Source organism: Marinagarivorans cellulosilyticus (assembly GCF_021655555.1).
In the GTDB taxonomy this organism is placed as follows: Bacteria; Pseudomonadota; Gammaproteobacteria; order Pseudomonadales; family Cellvibrionaceae; genus Marinagarivorans; species Marinagarivorans cellulosilyticus.
On sequence record NZ_AP023086.1, the window covers coordinates 2,497,053 to 2,512,852 of the forward strand.

A 15,800-nucleotide genomic window follows, 5' to 3' on the forward strand; every position below is an offset into this window, starting at 1 on the left:
TATGACGATAAGGCGCAAACAGTCTCAAGCAAAGAGTGTTTAGTGAATATGCGTACCTAGACAAAGATGTATTCAGCTTACTAGGAAATTAGATGAAAATATCATTTAAAATTATCATGATTACTTCGATTTGTCATTTTTCTTCGGCATGTACTGCCGAAGAAGTGAAAAGATATATTGGAAGGTGGGCCGCAACGAGTACTTATAGCATGGCCGTATTTCATGCGTTCCGCATCGACGAAGAGCATATTTCTTGGGGCGGACATAGAGCTTCTAGCCCAGAGTGCAAAAGCAAGTATGAAGTGACTGATCACAGCACTCTTGAATCTCATTCTGATGTGCCTCAGAGAGGGCTTGGAAGCGAGAAGGATAAACAAGTAATGTATGATTTCTATAAAATTAAATTACTTGAGAGTCAATGCGCCCGCTTTGAATTCATGCTGCTATCTTTCCCTAAAACAAATGCATTTCGCACCAGCCCAATCTACGATACATATTTCATTGGATATCATAAAGATGGCAAAAAGAAAGAGATAGCAGTTGATGTTAGCAAATGAAATTAACTGCCATGCTCGCAATCTTCTGTAATAGAAATGCCTAGTGTGTGACTTAAAGCGCTGGAGTGCGATATAGAAAAATGCCGGCCCCAAGAGACTAACATGATTGAATTGACAATGCGTGAAAAAGAGGTGCTGGAGAAGATTCCATCTGACAGATGGGTTAATCAGTTATCCTTAGGCACCTCCAAGCCAGTACTATCTAAGCTGTGCAATGCAAAACTAGTGACTAAGAAGCCAATACCTAACCCCTCACATGACCCTCGCAGGGGGTTGGTATATAAACGCCAGAACACTCAATCGCCTAAGATGAACACATCGGACTCACAGAGTGAGGATCATTGGAAATGACAACAGTGGCCGATAAATACAAAGCGTTATATCTCCAAGCAAAGTCATTAGCGGAAAACACACCTCAAGTCGGTCGAAAGTTGGCTGGTAATTGCACCACTGTTAGTTATTCTATGCTTAATTCCGCAAGAGAGGCGCTCGGTAAAGATATCGAGCTATGTGTTGGGTGGATTGAATACAAGGGGGAGCGGAAGTGGTACTTTTCAGATGATGATATCAAAAAATGGAAGTCAGGAGTCGTTCGACCAACAAATATGGTGCATTGCTGGTTGCAAAGTGATGATCATTTAATCGATCTCACGTTAGCTTCAACTCTTTATGAAATAGAACGCATCCAGAATGTCAGCCTAATTCCTCTGGGGATAGATTACATGGATAATTCTGTGGCACGTAAACTAAGTATTCGCCATAAGAAGAGATTGTCGGGCGATAACATACTATTTGATCTGAATTTTTGAACTCGAGGAATATTAGAACATGCAAATACTATACAAAGTATTCGATCATTATAAGGATCATGTCGTTAGCGGGGAGTTGCTAGCCGCCATTATTAATGAAGGTCGCGCCAAACTCGGCTTCGACGAGGTGGTTTTCTTGGGGCTAGATAAAGCGCAGATTGCAAGAGAGGCGTCGAAGTTGTTGCAGCTAAGTGAGTCTGAGATAAAAAAGGCTATCAGTACTCTTCCAAAAACAATCGATGTCGGATCAGGCCTTTCATTTATTTTTCATACCGAGAAGACATACAAAAATATAAATAGTAAGCCGACGGAAAAGCATTACGTTTTTGCCCCCTTGCTTAGCGAGAGTCGATTGAAGCTGATCAGTCAATCTGGATTTTGTGAAGGCGTTATGGGCGCAGCAGAAGAACATTGTCCCTGTACTTGGGTCGGGCTTGCTGAATATCTAAAATATTGCAAAGCCGAGCGTTTATGATCGTGATTTGACTACATTGTCGAAGAGTTACTGGCGGAGAGCTGTTGCAGAGGGTTAGGTTGGAATGTGAGAAATTTTCTGGCTAATCGGAAACGTTTAGATGATTCGGGAGCGTTTAAATTATCTTTGAGGGAAATGATATGAAATTAATTGGGCCAGTATTGTTGATGTCTCTAACAGCAGCATGTTCAAACACTGATGGGGGGTTAAGTATTAGCGATGTAGAAAAAAATGGTTTTAAAAAGGAAAACCAACAGCTGTACCAAATGGTTGGGGCTATCGACGGTTGGTCCGGAATATGGGAAGGTGAAATAGTTGAGGTCTATCAATTCGAAGATTCGAGTAGCGTGAAGTTAGAGTACTTTGAAACTATCACTGACAGCGGGAATATTTCAAATTGGAAAGATAAGTGTCAATTCAAAAATTTGTACCTAATTAGCAAAGGTAATAGGGCCTGCCTTGCTCTAAATAATATCAAAATATAGAAACAAAGTCATAGGCCGAGAATTATATTTATTTATTTGTAAAAAGTCTATGGCTCGTAAGACGCTCCTCTACACTATAGAAGTTGAAATTATAAGAGTAACGCATTGAGTGATGGCTTTTGGAGTTATCGCTGGGACTTTACCCTCGGAGTCGGCATGGTGAAATTTACGAAAGAAGCAATTGAAACAACACTCTCAGCATTAGCAATTTTTTTAGCAATTGGCTGGGTGATTTTTCCAGATGCGAACTTCGAACCGGTCATAGTTCTTTTACTTCTTGTTATAGGCTTTGTACCGATCTATCAGCATCAAATACATCCGTGGTGGGACAGCTATCGGTTACAAAAGCAGGGCTTTAAGTACCTCCGTGGCTCGGGACCAATGAATGCGATTGAGGGAGATTTTGCAAAGTTCTCAAGTGGATTGAGTTTTAGGCTTAAAAGTCAAAAAGTGCCAAATTATCCGGTATATGCTCGTGTTTTTTTCGAGCAAACAAACTTGCGTCTTGAAGTATATTTTAGCGACGGAGAGAAGGTTGATCTCAGCCCGAGTTTTGATATTGGGAGTGACACCGACAGCGAGGTTTGTCTCCCAAAGGAATCAAACCAATACATTCTGGCTCAGGTTGATTTGGATGATGACGGTCTAGATGAAATAGTTTTTGGCGTAATTGAGTCGTTAGAATGTGAGTCCAAAGTGCATGTGTTAGTCTTTAAATATCATCCACCATACCTAAAAAAGGATGTGGGTAGATATGAGAATTGGCGTATCTTTCCTGCTGCGAATGCTACAGGAGTACACGGGGATCCTATTGTTCACCTTGAGAGTGGGGTCATTTCGATCCCAAGGAATTTCCGTTCGATGGAGTACAAATGGGCCTTTGTCGATGGGCAGCAGGTTTATGTTGGCAGTGCATGATTTACATCAAATTAGACAAATTAATCCTCCAGAAAAGGCGGAGGCTAAAAGAGATTGAGTCGCCAACGAGAAATATAATGTGCTCCAGCTTTGGGTGATTGGGAAAGGCTAGAAATGGTTGACTATTAACTATCCAACTAAACGAATTTTTTAATGCTGTTATGATCTACGAATGCAAAAGCTACAGAGTAAGTGATGATCGAAATGATGTTCAGCTGGATAAGGTTGAGTCGCTTTTGAGGCTGTCGTACTGGGCCGGTGACAGGCCTCTTGAAACTATAAAAGTATCAATTGAGAACAGTATATGCTTTTCGCTATTCTCAGATGAGTTGCAAGTTGGGTTTGCCAGAGTAGTAACTGATTTTGCAACTGTAGCCTACATCGCCGATCTAATAATCCATCCAGATCATCGCGATAAGGGTATAGGTAAATGGATGTTCGAACTAATTCATAATGATCCACGTTGGTGCTCTAAATTTCAATTCTTAGCTACCGATGATGCACATGCCTTATATGAACATTTTGGCTTTTCAGGTAGTTCCAAACTGATGAGTACAACAGTTTAACCAGCGGCGGTTATTGAAAAGTGAGTCACAGGCAACATTGGAATATGCGAGGTTGGAAATGACTGCTCCAAAAACGTGGTGACAAAAGTTACAATTCTTGAAAATAATTAGTAAATTTTAATACGATAACTTTTCTGATCCTAATAGGTAGGAAGACATTTTATGAAAAAATATAACGTGCATAAAATCATTCGAAATGCCATGGCAGTCACTACGCTAGGATTTTATGCTTTACCTTCGGCTCAAGCCAGTGAGTGTATTTATGCGCCTGAAGTTGCTGGAATTATAGCTTCTAGCTTAAGATTTCCTGATGCGACAGTCAACGCGAAGAAATCAGTAGCCTTTAAATCAGATAATTTTAAAAACCTATACTTTATTGCTGCAGAAGTAAATAGTGAATCTTTTGGTTCAAACATTGGTGTCTGGACTTCCAATAGTTTAGAAACAGGCATGATTTTTAGTGCAAATACTGATGCTGCTATTACTACAGTATTTCCAGACGGGCAAAAAGCGGGCCCTAAAATCAAATCATCTGATCATGGTTATAACGATGTGGTCGCATGCTTCAACAAACTCTTTAAGCTTACGTAGCCATTGGCTGTACGCCATGGGCGGCTGTTCAATATTGAACAATGTCAGATTTGCCCAGGGAAAATAAGGTGTGGTTGGAAAATGGTGCCAATAACGGAAAACGGGCGCTTTAAAACAATAAGCATGAGAAAGTAACCGTATGGACTTATCACCAATATTGAGTCAGATTTACAGTTCACTTTGGTATTTAATCCCTATCTATATTTTAGTTGGGGTAGTGAAAAGCGCTTGGTTTAAGGGGTTTTTTGGTGAATTTCAAGTCAATCTGTTACTTAAACTATTCTTACCTAAAGATGATTATCATCTGATGAAGGATGTTACGTTGCGGACTGAAGACGGCACAACTCAAATTGACCATATTCTAGTTTCAAAATATGGGGTTTTTGTCCTTGAGACTAAAAACATGAAGGGGTGGATTTTCGGCTCAATTAATCAAAAAATGTGGACGCAGAAGATATACAAGCATACTAGCAAGTTCCAGAACCCGCTGCATCAGAACTATAAACACACCAAAACGCTTGAAGACATCCTTAAGCTTGACCCTGAACACATTCACTCTGTTATTGTTTTTATTGGCGATAGTACCTTCAAAACTGAGATGCCTGAAAATGTCACCTTTGCTCGGGGTTGTATAGCGTTTATTAAGTCGAAAAACATTAAACTGTTAGAACCATCGCTAGTGATTGAGATTGTTAAGGAAATTGAGTCTGGAAGACTTAAGCGCGGGATCACCACCAATAGAGAGCATGTTGCCCACGTTAGCGCTATCGTCCAGTCTAAAGAGAAGTCAACGGCAACACTTACAAATAGCTGCCCTAAGTGCGGGTCAGAGATGGTGGTTCGAGAGTCAAAAAGAGGCGCTAATGTGGGGCGAAAGTTTTGGGGATGCTCAACATTTCCGAGGTGTAGATCAGTCTTGGCGTACGAGTAACCGGTAAGTTTTAGTTGCTGTGTTTTAAACCCGAGAAAAATTAATAAGGTGATTGGAAGTGAAAGTTGCTCAAGAAAACTTAAATGCGGTTTGGAAGAAGCTGAAATCTGGTAAGGATTTGATTGGGGTATACCTCCAAAGATCGTTGTTGATGATGAGGTCGAGCAGGTCATGACCGTTCCATTCCCTGAGCCTGAGTTCGGTGGAATTACTGTCGGTCGTAAAGATAGCGAATCCGACTGGGTATTAAAATGGGTATTGGAGAATGAGGAATGGCGTGGGATCTTTATGAGCTTCAAAGGTGACAATCATGGATAATAAATCGAAAGCTGAATGCAGTGATTACGAAAAACAACGGCTGTGCACAGGCTCTGTTGGCTCTCTCAATTAGGATTTTTGACCATGGAAATAAACCAAGAAATCACTACATATGATCAGTGGGTTTCTAGTGCACTGGAGAAATTGCGAGAGCATGTCGACGCTCAGGAGTTCAAAGGAATTTCCTTAAGGATTTCCAAAAAAAACACCAATATTTCGGAATATTTGCAAGGAGTATCGGAGCTATCTCCGATTATCTACTTCGCCGAAAGCCAAGTTTCAAGTCCAAGGTTTCCTCGGAGAAAAGGCAAGTATAGCAAAGATATTGACATTTCATATCTATATAACGAACAACAAATAAACATTGAGATTAAGTGTCCTGATTCGAGCAAGAGGCTGCAAAGGCTAAAGGAAAGTGAATTTAATTTATATACTCAGGATACTTTTCCGAGTAAAAAAGAAGCTGATAATGTTATAGCTAAGGTTGCAGAAGGACTTGATGTTGGTGTGGCTGGAAACGATATCGCAAAGATATCGGGTGATGATGGATTTCTTAAAGGCTGCTCCGATAAGTTTAATGAAGTGTCTACTGTTGGTGACTTGAATGTTATCTTATTCTCATTGAGTTCTTTAGAAGAGCTTGATGAATGGAGAATTAAATTTGAGAAGGAAGGAGTTCTTAAAAATCACAAAAATATTCATGGGATAATCCTATCCTCCATGGCTTATGACCATCTGCGCAATATCGATGGTCATGTTATGTCACGATTGAATCTTACAGAAAATCTTAACTATATAATTCAAAATATTCACCATCCAAAGTCTATCCCTAATGAATCCATGTATGCATTATTCAGTAGTTTTCCAAACAACACAGCCAATATAAATACTTGGTACAGCTTGTTAGCGCATTCCCCTAAAGATCCGCTGCGTATGCTGGATAGAGTTAAGCTCAGATACTACTATCAAACCAGCTTTGGAGAGTGATTGGAATATGGCTAAAAAGGCCGAAGCAATGGAGCCAGATGCCAAAGTGTTGCATTCTACCTGCGTTAAACTATTCAAGAATATTAGGTGAATATCGTGAGTGAAGCGAAATACCCAATTACTGGATCATGCCAGTGCGGAAACATAAAGTATGAGTTGCTTGAACCACCGCTTTTCTTTGCTGCCTGCCACTGTAAAGAGTGTCAGAAATTATCTACCAGTGCATTTAGCATAACTGCTATGGTTAAAACGGATAGCGTTAAATTTCAGGGTAAAATGAAGAGCTGGAGCAGAGTTGCCGACAGCGGCAATACGAGTGGAGCAATGTTTTGCCCAACCTGTGGTAACAGAATCTATCACTTTGATCCAAGTGAGCCCGATACACTGAAGCTCAAACCTAGCAATCTATCAGATACAAGCATCATAAATCCGACGATTCACATCTGGGTAAGTGAAAAGCAAAATTGGTATCAAATACCTTCCGGCGTGAAAGTTTTTAATAGACAGCCATAATAGAAGCCACATAACCAACGGATTGATTGAGCCTCTCCCCTGAGGCAAGATTAGAATATCGCCCGAATATAATGCGCTAATAGCGGTGAACGACAACGCCTCCGAGAATAGAATATGACTACATTAGAGTATTTGTCCAACTGGGATATTGATCAGATTCGAAAAGTAGCATGCCACTTGGATAAATTCGGAGTCGTGTCTGACGAAGATGGCTATGGCCTTCCATCCATTTGGATTGAAAAATGGTCAGATGAGTGTACTGGGTATTTAAGAAACTATGGTTACAAAGGTGGGAGCCTATGCACAATTGGAAAATATTTAAACGGATATGGTGCTGTGTATGGTCTATTTGATCAAAACAAGCTACGCGCTGAAACCGCCCTTGAATACCTCATCGAATTAGCAAGCCGTAATATGTAGCTCACGAACATCGTGGTTGAATATGACCCGATGTAAATACTGGCATTTGTTATAAAAAGCGAAAAAATTAGACCACTATGATTGAATTAACAATACGTGAAAGAGAGGTGTTGGAGAAGATCCCATCTGATAGATGGGTTAATCAATTATCCCTAGGTACTTCCAAGCCAGTGCTATCCAAGTTGTGCAATGCAAAACTAGTGACTAAGAAGCCAATACCTAACCCCTCACATGACCCTCGCAGGGGGTTGGTATATAAACGCCAGAACATTCAATCGCCTAAGATGAACACATCGGACTCACAGATAGAGGATCATTGAAAATGACAATAGATGAAATCAATACGCTTATCGAAGACAAAAAGCTTCGCAAAGTAGCGTCTAATGATCGACAAGAAATATTCTCATTGGCAGTTGAAATAACTGACCTAGAGAAACAGCGTGATAAGTTAATTGCATTTTCCAAGCGCGCCAGCGCATGGCAAGATGATTACGAAAAGCAAAAGGCGAAGCCGTCTCGTTCGCCTAGTAATACACCATCATTGTGAGCTTGTAAAATGACCCGTGACTGTTATCGAGGCTTCAGAGCCGCTCCAATTCATCCCCAGTGATTATAAAATTGCTATAGGTTCGCTTGTGGTGCTCTTTTCTGGGCGCCGTGATTTATTTTGCGAATAAAGACTAAATTTTTTGCGGGGAAGTCAGAGTCGCTAGCTAGTACAAACTGAGGTTGGAATATGGCGGATACTTTAGAGAACGGCTATAGGGTCGTTACTAATCTAGATGGAAAAATAATTCGCTGCGGTGACAACTTCAACACGGCGATGTCTCCAGACGACTTTGATGATAATGGGTACGGCCTTTTGGGGGAGTATCTTACTCCGCTACCAAAGCGTGGAAAAGTTGCAAAGACGCTTAAGAGATACATGTACACCACAAATGAAGAAGGTGAAGCCATATTAAACGAAGAAGGAAAGAACTTTGGTGTAGGCCCGCCCTCACGCACCCTTTGGAAACTATCGTGGCCGAGGTAGCAAAAAGGCATGCACTATTAACGAGTCATCGATCGCTGATTCGACTTGGCAAGAACAGTTTAAGAGATTCGTTCGCGATATTGTCGTGTCACTGCAAAGTGATGGTGATGAACTTCTTGCAGGTGAGGTATTCTATTCTGAATGGTCTCATTTAACGCCCCACAGTCTCAGGCATACTCGGATCACTCACCTTGTTAAAAGGAGCTTAGGGCTTTTGGATGTCCAGCGCTTTGCGGGCCATGAGAAGCTCGACACTACGGCGGCTTACTACCACTAGGGTGAAATGATAAAGCGTGCTTGTGTGGGGTGTTTAATGCGAGCGGAGGCGTCGATGATAGGTAATGCTCTCGCTTTATTCAGGTGTTGAAATGACTGCGAGCCGAACAATTCGAATCTGTGACTCGCAAATTTGAGAATGAAGCCGTGGCAATAGTCACCGAACAGGGTTTTAACATTGCGAAGGCCGCAGAACCATAATTTTCAGGTCTCAAAATATGTACATAGGGTCGGAGCAGGCAGGGTAACCAAAATAGATAGCCCTGCCTGCCCTGAGTTAAAAAGGGGCCTGCACTCTATTATTCAGCTTATTGCACGACACCAGCTTAGTTGCTGACCGATTTGACGGTGACTGTGGTGGGGGCACTGTTTTGTGTGAGTGACCACTCGATACGTTGGCCTACGGATAATCCAATCAATGCTGATCCTGCAGGGGTTAGAATAGAAATACTCTTTTCCTTGTCTCTTTCATAAGGGTAGACGAGGTCCGGCCGGTAAAAGCGTTGAATTTAGCCACTTCTAACGTAACCGATTGAATATTATGGATTAATCAACCAGCAATTCAAAAGTCATGGGCTTAACCTGCTTGGTTAGATCCAGCTCAAAACTTCCTAGCCGCCCCAAATGCTCGGAATGATACGGTGAGAATTCGGCCATAATGTCGCGGGTAATATTGTACCCTTCCGACTTCAATTGATTGAACACTTCGGTCATCGCGTTTACGTTGTATAAGATAGCGAAGTTGGCCAGCAAATGATTGTATTTAACGATTTTGCTTTGTTCGTGTCTCAAGTTTGCAGGAATTTTCCCGCCATTAGCAAAAAACAACCACCGGGCAAACTCATTGAACTCTTCGCTCTTACAGGTCGCTGCCTGGATTGTTTTGCGCAGATCAACGTCGGTGATGTATTCGAGCAGGAACATGGTTCTGACCACTCGCCCGAGTTCACGGAACGCAAAGTACAGCTTGTTTTTCCGGTTCTTGGTGCCGAACCGGCGCAGGATTGTCGAAGCGGTGATTTTCCCTGCTTTAACTGACATGGCCGTTCGCATCATATCCGCATAGTGCTTTTCAATGAGATTCCACTTGATCGGCTCCTTGAACAAGGACTGAATATGCTTGAGTACCATGGACCGATCAGGCTTATAAAAGCTGAGATCTTTGATATTTCGGATACGGGGCATGAGCTTTATGCCCAGCAAGTACGCCAGCCCAAAGACGGGTGTGGATTGCGCCTGTGTATCGCCGTGAACGGTGTCCGGATTAAAATCAGATTCATCGTTGAGTAGGCCGTCCAAGATATAAATCGCCTCGTAGACACCGCAGGGAATAAACCGGCTGAACAATGCAATATAGGTGTCCGAGACGTGGTAATAGGCAATGCCGCCATAGCTGCCATACCGAATATGGTATTCAGATAGCAAATTATCTTCGTAGAGATCCCAAAGTTTTCCATCAGCGGACACACTGTTGCCCGACCCCCAACACTCAATGAGCCGGTATTTCTTGTACTCGCTATTAATCTTCGCAATAGCTTTATCGAGACGGGCTTCGGTCGTGCGTTTTAAGTTAAGCCAGGCGACTTGCTTGCGAGAAACGCCCTGCACAGATCGCACGGTTTCGGTGGGGCCAATGTTGGTACCGTAACAAAACACGGTCAGGACAAAACGTAACTCCGGGTCGCTGATACGTGATTCGAAGCCCGACAACGGGCCAAAATGTTTATTCAGGTTCAGCCACTTTTCGACATTGATAATCACATCAAGCAGGTTGATTTTGTCCAACCGATCGCGCAAAAGCGCTCCAATTTCTTCGACTTCAGGTAAGGGTTGATCAGGCTTTGGTTTACCGATAATCAGATTCCCGTTTTCAATACGAACCAGTTCGTCCTCCGGGAATTGGCTGTCAGCTTTCCGGCAGCTCGTTTCCATGGACTTCTTCAGCGTTGTTGTAAATTCAGTATCACCTGCGACGAGTCCTACCTCCTCGCAATAGGTAGGCAACTGCGCTTCGTATTCTTCCCAGGTGATCATCTGCTCCCGGTAATCATCGAAGGTTTCACTGTAGGGAATGAACAAGTCACCGGTACTTAGCTCTTCAGCGATCCGTTCAAACACACACAGCTCAAAACAGGTTTTATTAACCTCCGTCACCTGTGCTGATTTGGTTGATTTTCCCGTAACTAATTTCCACCAGCTTTCGCGAATCCAGCGAATATTAATGACATTTCTGGAAGATGGATCGTCCGGTTCGCTTTGAATGGACAGGAACTCCGTGCGACGCTTTTTGTGCTTCAAAATAAACTGGAACGCATTGAGCAAGTCCTTGTCTTCCGTGGCCGATGCCAGGTTGAGTATTTCAATCGTGCGGAATAAAGTGGATCGTTGCTTTTTGTAGAGTTGTACCATGAAAGGCAAATAGTTATTGCCTGCGAAGGCCATATATTTTTCGCACATTTGCAGCAACTGATCACTGTTCTTTCCCAGTACCGGATCAAAAGCCGTCACCGAATCCGGTTTATCCAGATACACCTTGACCGTCCCAGATAAGACAGAAATCAAATGATCGGTTTGCTTTTGATGGTCTGCCAGGTATTTCTCCAGCAGCTTCTGCGCCGAGCGATCCATTTTTAACAGCAACTTGATAAAAATATCGGCGGCGTTATCCAGTGTTTGTGCGTATTGGTGCCGGATTAAAACGATGACGAGTGCGAGTCGCTTGCTCAGCTTTAGTTTCATCAATTCGGCGTAATCCAGGGCCTTGGCCTCGTTGATAAACTGCTGGTGTTTTATTGGAGGCAAACCCAAATCCGTGGGCAAAAGTGCTTGCAGGGACGTCAGCCATTCCAGGTATTGGATATACGCGTGGATATTACGAGGGGTCGGGCGTTTGGGTTCATTTTTCAGCGTGCTCCAACCAAAACCATTCAGCCCTGTGCTGGATCGAAGAATGTCGTTGATACATTGGCGACTTTCAGACTCTAAAAAGCCACACAATTGATCGTAATACCGAGTGTTGACTTCGGCCCTGGCCGCCTGACATATCCGCTCAAGTACGCTGAACGCCGGTAACTCGTATCGCTCTTTGACCAAATATTCCAACGTGACATTGACGATATCCGGTAATGCTTCTTTGGTAGTCGCTGCCTCCAATGCCCAAATCTGCGCCAACTCGGAGGTCTTGGCCGCATCGTAGGCTTTTATATTAAGATGGCGTCGAATCAGCTTTACGTGACGATCCTTCGCGCCCGATGTGTAATAGGTTTGGAGATCCTTCAGTGTCACCCGCGAACGGCACTGATTTTTAATGTGCGTGATGATCACCTTTGGTATTTCACCCAGGTTCACAAACCGGCCCAATCGCTGTGTGATTTTTAGCTGAATCAGGAGCCCCAAAAAGGATGCGCTGGTTCGTTTACAGTGACGCAGTGCAAACTTTTTATCTTCCGACGTAGGTGTATAGACATCCCCTAACTCATCTTCCGTGATATCAGATTTAATTCGTGGATAAGCTGTCTGATAGATAGCGGCCATCGACTTAAATCTTCTCTGACAGATGCATTATTGGGCAAAAGCATCGCCTTATAGTTATCAGGTTTTTAGTCGTCATTTGGGTATTCCAGGATTGGCCGCAACAAGCTTTCATCGCTTTATTCCTTGTGATGGCCTGCCATCGTGTGGCTTGATTTGAGATACCAAGCATTTTGAGCAATCGCAAACAGCAGTAATACCAACGCCAGCAGCAACAGTTCCGTTTGATACACATTGACAGCATACTGAATTTTGAGACCCATACCAGAAACAGCAGAAGGAAACAGTATGGCGACAAAACTTAATATGGTCGGCAGCAGCGGAGTACAACACAAGAGTGGGCTCACGAGCCCGATCAACATGCCGCCCGCCGCTGGTGCCGTTCTGCAATGGGTCTTCTGGCTTATCAGTTGAACCCATAAATTGATGAGCACGCTCTCCAGTGTTGCGAACAGAAACGCAAATAGTGCAATACTCAGATTAAGATGTGCAAAAGAACGCAAACCAATATCGGAACCCAGAACATGCGCTGGTAGGACAATCAAGTGGACGACCAGTGCTAGACTAAAGAGGATCGCGGTACGCCGTTTTGAGTGAGAATCCTGAGCAGGCGATTGAAATGCATACACCACAAGTGACCAGAGGCGTTTTATAGAGTTTGTCGCGCGCTCCGCTATCGCATTCATTCTTCTTTGCCGTGTGTCGCAACTTTGTAAGTTCCCCAGAACATCTCCGGTAACACGCAAACCAGAGGTGTACCGATCAGTAAAAAGAGTCCTAGTCCGTTAAAGGTGGGCCAGTGTATCCACTGCATCCCAACACCCAATGCCAACATGGCGGAACCCAGAAAAAATGGCCCGCTGAAAAAACAATGCATTCGGCCACATTGACGCGCATTTCTTAAACAGGCATATCCCATCCAACTTAAAGCGATCGCCCAGATACTGCCGGTTATCCACGGTGCAAGTTGCATCACGCCGGTAATCACTATGAGTATCGCTGGCAATACCCAGGTGAGAATAAATCGGCCTTTATTGGCTACCCAGTCGTGGGGGTCGGTTTCACATTTTTCTGACATCGTATACTCCTTTGTTATGGCGATCAGGCCAGTTGACGCAGCTCCGATAGCTGTGAATCCAATGCCTGCAAGTAAGCCTGGCGTTCATCAATTTTGGATTGCAGTTCGCGCATGGCCGCTTTACAGGCTTGCTGGTCGCCTTCGTTGATGGCGTAGAGCAAGGGTTTTATATCTAGGATCAGAAGGCCCGCCGCACGCGCTGCGCGAATGAAGCGCAGCCGGTTTAAAGCGCATTGATCGTATAAACCGAAACCACCGGCGGAATGCTCGGGGCAAAGTACCAAATTTTCCAAGACGTAATTCCTGACGGTATGCACTGTGGTTAGCGCGGCTTTCGCCAGTTGCGAGATCGTCAGGGGAAATTCAAGTGCCAGCCCATCGGCATCCATGAATGCCGCTAAGTCGGGGATCACCTCAAAGTATCGTGACACATCTTTTGACACGGCGGCTTTTGACATGGGTTTGTCTCCGTTCGTTTCATACACTGCGGCTTGGTCGCAGCGCTTCCGTCATTTTTGCATCGGCTGGCCACGCCGAAGGAACGATTTCAACCTTGCTCAATCCATCCGCCAACGCAATGACCGTTGGGGCTTTCAGTGAATGCACGGCGGGTAACGTTCCCATGGTTTACTCACTTATCCGGCGCAGCAGGACAACTCTTTAACATCCTTGTTAAAGGTTTGCGCGCAGAGTTTTAAGCCTTCCACCATGGTCAGGTAAGGGAAAAGTTGGTCGGCTAATTCGGTCACCGTCATACGGTTCCCGATGGCTAAAGCTGCACTCTGGATCAGTTCGCCGCCTTCGTGGGCCAGGATCCGTGCACCGATCAGGCGCCCACTAGCCTTTTCAACCACCAGTTTGATAAAACCATCGGTTTCGAAATTGGCCAAGGCGCGCGGTACATTTTCCATCTCCAACACGCGGCTGTCAGTTGCAATGCCTTGAGCTTTCGCTTGTTCTTCCGTGAGTCCAACGGTGGCCACTTGAGGATCGGTAAAGATCACTGCCGGCATGGTGGACAAGTCCAGTTTGGCGTCTCCACCCGTCATATTAATACCGGCACGGCTTCCGGCGGCCGCGGCGACATAGACGAATTGTGACATGTTGCAGCAGTCTCCGGCGGCGAAAATACCGGGCACATTCGTTTCCATGCGTTCGTTAACAACGATTTCTCCCTTTTTGTTGGTCGTGACACCCACCGCGTCCAGATTGAGTTGGCGGGTATTGGCGTGTCGCCCGGTGCTTACCAGCAAACGATCGCAGCGTAGATCGCCAGCGTTAGTTTCCAATGTAAATTGGCTTCCATCGTGGGTCACCTTGGTAGCTTGCGTATTGTTTAATACTCGAATGCCTTCTTTTTCAAAACAGCCAGTGAGCTTTTCACCGAGCAAGGGATCTTCCCGATAAAGCAAGGTATGCCTTGCCAATACGGTCACTTCGCTGCCTAAACGCCGATAAGCCTGGGCAATTTCCAGCGCAACGACCGACGAGCCAATCACCACCAAGTGCTGCGGCAATTCCTGAGCAAACAGAGATTCGGTAGACGTCCAATAAGGAGTTTCAGTTAAACCATCAATAGGAGGAATAGTTGGCGTGGAGCCCGTAGCGATCAGGATTTTATCGGCGTGAACTTCCTGCTCGGTTCCATCATTTTTTCTGACTATCAAGGTGCTGGCATTTTTAAATTGCGCCCAACCTTTAAGTAAACTAAGCGCAGGATTTGTCTCCAGAATATTCTGGTACTTTGCCGCGCGCAGCTCTTCGACCCGAGCGGTCTGCTGCTGAGTCAACAAGGCTCGACTCAATTGGGGCGCATGATTTTCCAGTCCGGCAAAAGGATTAATGCGTTGCTGCTGAGCCAATTGAGCGGCGCGGATGAGAATTTTTGAGGGCACGCAGCCGACATTGACACAACAACCACCAATGACATCGGCGCCTTCGATGAGGGTGACCTTGGCACCACCTTCAGCGGCTTTGATAGCACAGGCAAAAGCGCCGGAACCCGTACCGATAATCGCCACGTGTTGAGTTTGGTTGCTTTCAGTGTTGCTTGCATTTTCGTTGTCACAGCAGTCGTTCGGTGAAGTATTTTCTTTTGCAATGTCAGCGGATTCTTTTGCGATATAACCGAGATATTCAATTGCTCGGATGAGATCGGTTACACTGACCCCATCCTTTGCGGTGATCGCTGCGCTGGCGTTTTCATAAGATATTTCAACCTTAATCACGCCTTCGATCGCATCGAGAGCTTCTTTAACGTGGGCGACGCAACTTGGACAGGTCATCCCTTCTATCGATAGTAAGATCATTCG

At 44.4% G+C, this 15,800-nt stretch carries 21 protein-coding genes; 14 read left to right on the forward strand and 7 right to left on the reverse strand.

Annotated features, from left to right (window positions below; all coding sequences use genetic code 11):
* The first annotated feature begins 92 nt into the window (after positions 1-92).
* The 14 genes from MARGE09_RS09995 to MARGE09_RS21740 all read left to right on the forward strand — a co-directional run bounded on the left by MARGE09_RS09995 (position 93) and on the right by MARGE09_RS21740 (position 8,880).
* Positions 93-557 (forward strand): hypothetical protein, encoded by a 465-nt coding sequence (locus MARGE09_RS09995; protein WP_236987189.1) that lies wholly within the window; start codon positions 93-95, stop codon positions 555-557.
* 347 nt (positions 558-904) lie between these two features.
* On the forward strand, positions 905-1,366 hold the full coding sequence (locus MARGE09_RS10000) for a hypothetical protein (RefSeq protein WP_236987190.1): 462 nt from the start codon (positions 905-907) through the stop codon (positions 1,364-1,366).
* Between the two features lie 19 nt (positions 1,367-1,385).
* Positions 1,386-1,841, forward strand: coding sequence for a hypothetical protein (locus MARGE09_RS10005; RefSeq protein ID WP_236987191.1), 456 nt, complete (start codon positions 1,386-1,388; stop codon positions 1,839-1,841).
* Positions 1,842-1,981: 140 nt separating this feature from the next.
* Positions 1,982-2,326 (forward strand): hypothetical protein, encoded by a 345-nt coding sequence (locus MARGE09_RS10010; protein WP_236987192.1) that lies wholly within the window; start codon positions 1,982-1,984, stop codon positions 2,324-2,326.
* 105 nt (positions 2,327-2,431) lie between these two features.
* Positions 2,432-3,244 (forward strand): hypothetical protein, encoded by an 813-nt coding sequence (locus MARGE09_RS10015; RefSeq protein WP_236987193.1) that lies wholly within the window; start codon positions 2,432-2,434, stop codon positions 3,242-3,244.
* 161 nt (positions 3,245-3,405) lie between these two features.
* A complete protein-coding gene (locus MARGE09_RS21735; RefSeq protein ID WP_420828092.1) occupies positions 3,406-3,810 on the forward strand; it encodes a GNAT family N-acetyltransferase in 405 nt (134 codons plus the stop codon).
* 162 nt (positions 3,811-3,972) lie between these two features.
* Positions 3,973-4,401: a hypothetical protein gene (locus tag MARGE09_RS10020; RefSeq protein ID WP_236987194.1), complete on the forward strand. Its 429-nt coding sequence runs from the start codon at positions 3,973-3,975 to the stop codon at positions 4,399-4,401.
* Between the two features lie 139 nt (positions 4,402-4,540).
* Positions 4,541-5,332 (forward strand): NERD domain-containing protein, encoded by a 792-nt coding sequence (locus MARGE09_RS10025; RefSeq protein ID WP_236987195.1) that lies wholly within the window; start codon positions 4,541-4,543, stop codon positions 5,330-5,332.
* Between the two features lie 402 nt (positions 5,333-5,734).
* Positions 5,735-6,637 carry a hypothetical protein gene (locus MARGE09_RS10030; RefSeq protein WP_236987196.1) on the forward strand — a complete coding sequence of 301 codons (903 nt, stop codon included), beginning with the start codon at positions 5,735-5,737 and terminating at the stop codon, positions 6,635-6,637.
* A 96-nt stretch (positions 6,638-6,733) separates the two neighbouring features.
* A complete protein-coding gene (locus tag MARGE09_RS10035) occupies positions 6,734-7,150 on the forward strand; it encodes a GFA family protein (protein WP_236987197.1) in 417 nt (138 codons plus the stop codon).
* A gap of 114 nt (positions 7,151-7,264) precedes the next feature.
* A complete protein-coding gene (locus MARGE09_RS10040) occupies positions 7,265-7,570 on the forward strand; it encodes a hypothetical protein (protein WP_236987198.1) in 306 nt (101 codons plus the stop codon).
* Between the two features lie 322 nt (positions 7,571-7,892).
* Positions 7,893-8,117: a hypothetical protein gene (locus MARGE09_RS10045; protein WP_236987199.1), complete on the forward strand. Its 225-nt coding sequence runs from the start codon at positions 7,893-7,895 to the stop codon at positions 8,115-8,117.
* Between the two features lie 189 nt (positions 8,118-8,306).
* Positions 8,307-8,603, forward strand: coding sequence for a hypothetical protein (locus MARGE09_RS10050; RefSeq protein WP_236987200.1), 297 nt, complete (start codon positions 8,307-8,309; stop codon positions 8,601-8,603).
* Between the two features lie 85 nt (positions 8,604-8,688).
* Complete coding sequence (locus MARGE09_RS21740; RefSeq protein WP_420828093.1) at positions 8,689-8,880, forward strand: tyrosine-type recombinase/integrase; 192 nt, start codon at positions 8,689-8,691, stop codon at positions 8,878-8,880.
* 325 nt (positions 8,881-9,205) lie between these two features.
* On the opposite strand, the gene MARGE09_RS21745 is transcribed toward MARGE09_RS21740, so the two are convergent.
* From MARGE09_RS21745 to merA, 7 genes are all read right to left on the reverse strand, one after another.
* Positions 9,206-9,388 carry a GreA/GreB family elongation factor gene (locus MARGE09_RS21745; RefSeq protein WP_420828098.1) on the reverse strand — a complete coding sequence of 61 codons (183 nt, stop codon included), beginning with the start codon at positions 9,386-9,388 and terminating at the stop codon, positions 9,206-9,208.
* A gap of 37 nt (positions 9,389-9,425) precedes the next feature.
* Positions 9,426-12,413 carry a Tn3 family transposase gene (locus MARGE09_RS10055; RefSeq protein WP_236987201.1) on the reverse strand — a complete coding sequence of 996 codons (2,988 nt, stop codon included), beginning with the start codon at positions 12,411-12,413 and terminating at the stop codon, positions 9,426-9,428.
* Positions 12,414-12,529: 116 nt separating this feature from the next.
* Complete coding sequence (locus tag MARGE09_RS10060) at positions 12,530-13,096, reverse strand: hypothetical protein (protein ID WP_236987202.1); 567 nt, start codon at positions 13,094-13,096, stop codon at positions 12,530-12,532.
* Positions 13,093-13,488, reverse strand: a complete 396-nt coding sequence (locus MARGE09_RS10065; RefSeq protein ID WP_236987203.1) for a hypothetical protein — start codon at positions 13,486-13,488, stop codon at positions 13,093-13,095. The genes MARGE09_RS10060 and MARGE09_RS10065 overlap by 4 nt, the downstream gene beginning before the upstream one ends.
* Before the next feature lie 23 nt (positions 13,489-13,511).
* Positions 13,512-13,946 (reverse strand): MerR family transcriptional regulator, encoded by a 435-nt coding sequence (locus MARGE09_RS10070; RefSeq protein WP_236987204.1) that lies wholly within the window; start codon positions 13,944-13,946, stop codon positions 13,512-13,514.
* Between the two features lie 19 nt (positions 13,947-13,965).
* A complete protein-coding gene (locus MARGE09_RS10075; protein ID WP_236987205.1) occupies positions 13,966-14,112 on the reverse strand; it encodes a hypothetical protein in 147 nt (48 codons plus the stop codon).
* Positions 14,113-14,123: 11 nt separating this feature from the next.
* Positions 14,124-15,797 (reverse strand): mercury(II) reductase, encoded by a 1,674-nt coding sequence (merA, locus tag MARGE09_RS10080; RefSeq protein ID WP_236987206.1) that lies wholly within the window; start codon positions 15,795-15,797, stop codon positions 14,124-14,126.
* Positions 15,798-15,800: the final 3 nt, after the last annotated feature.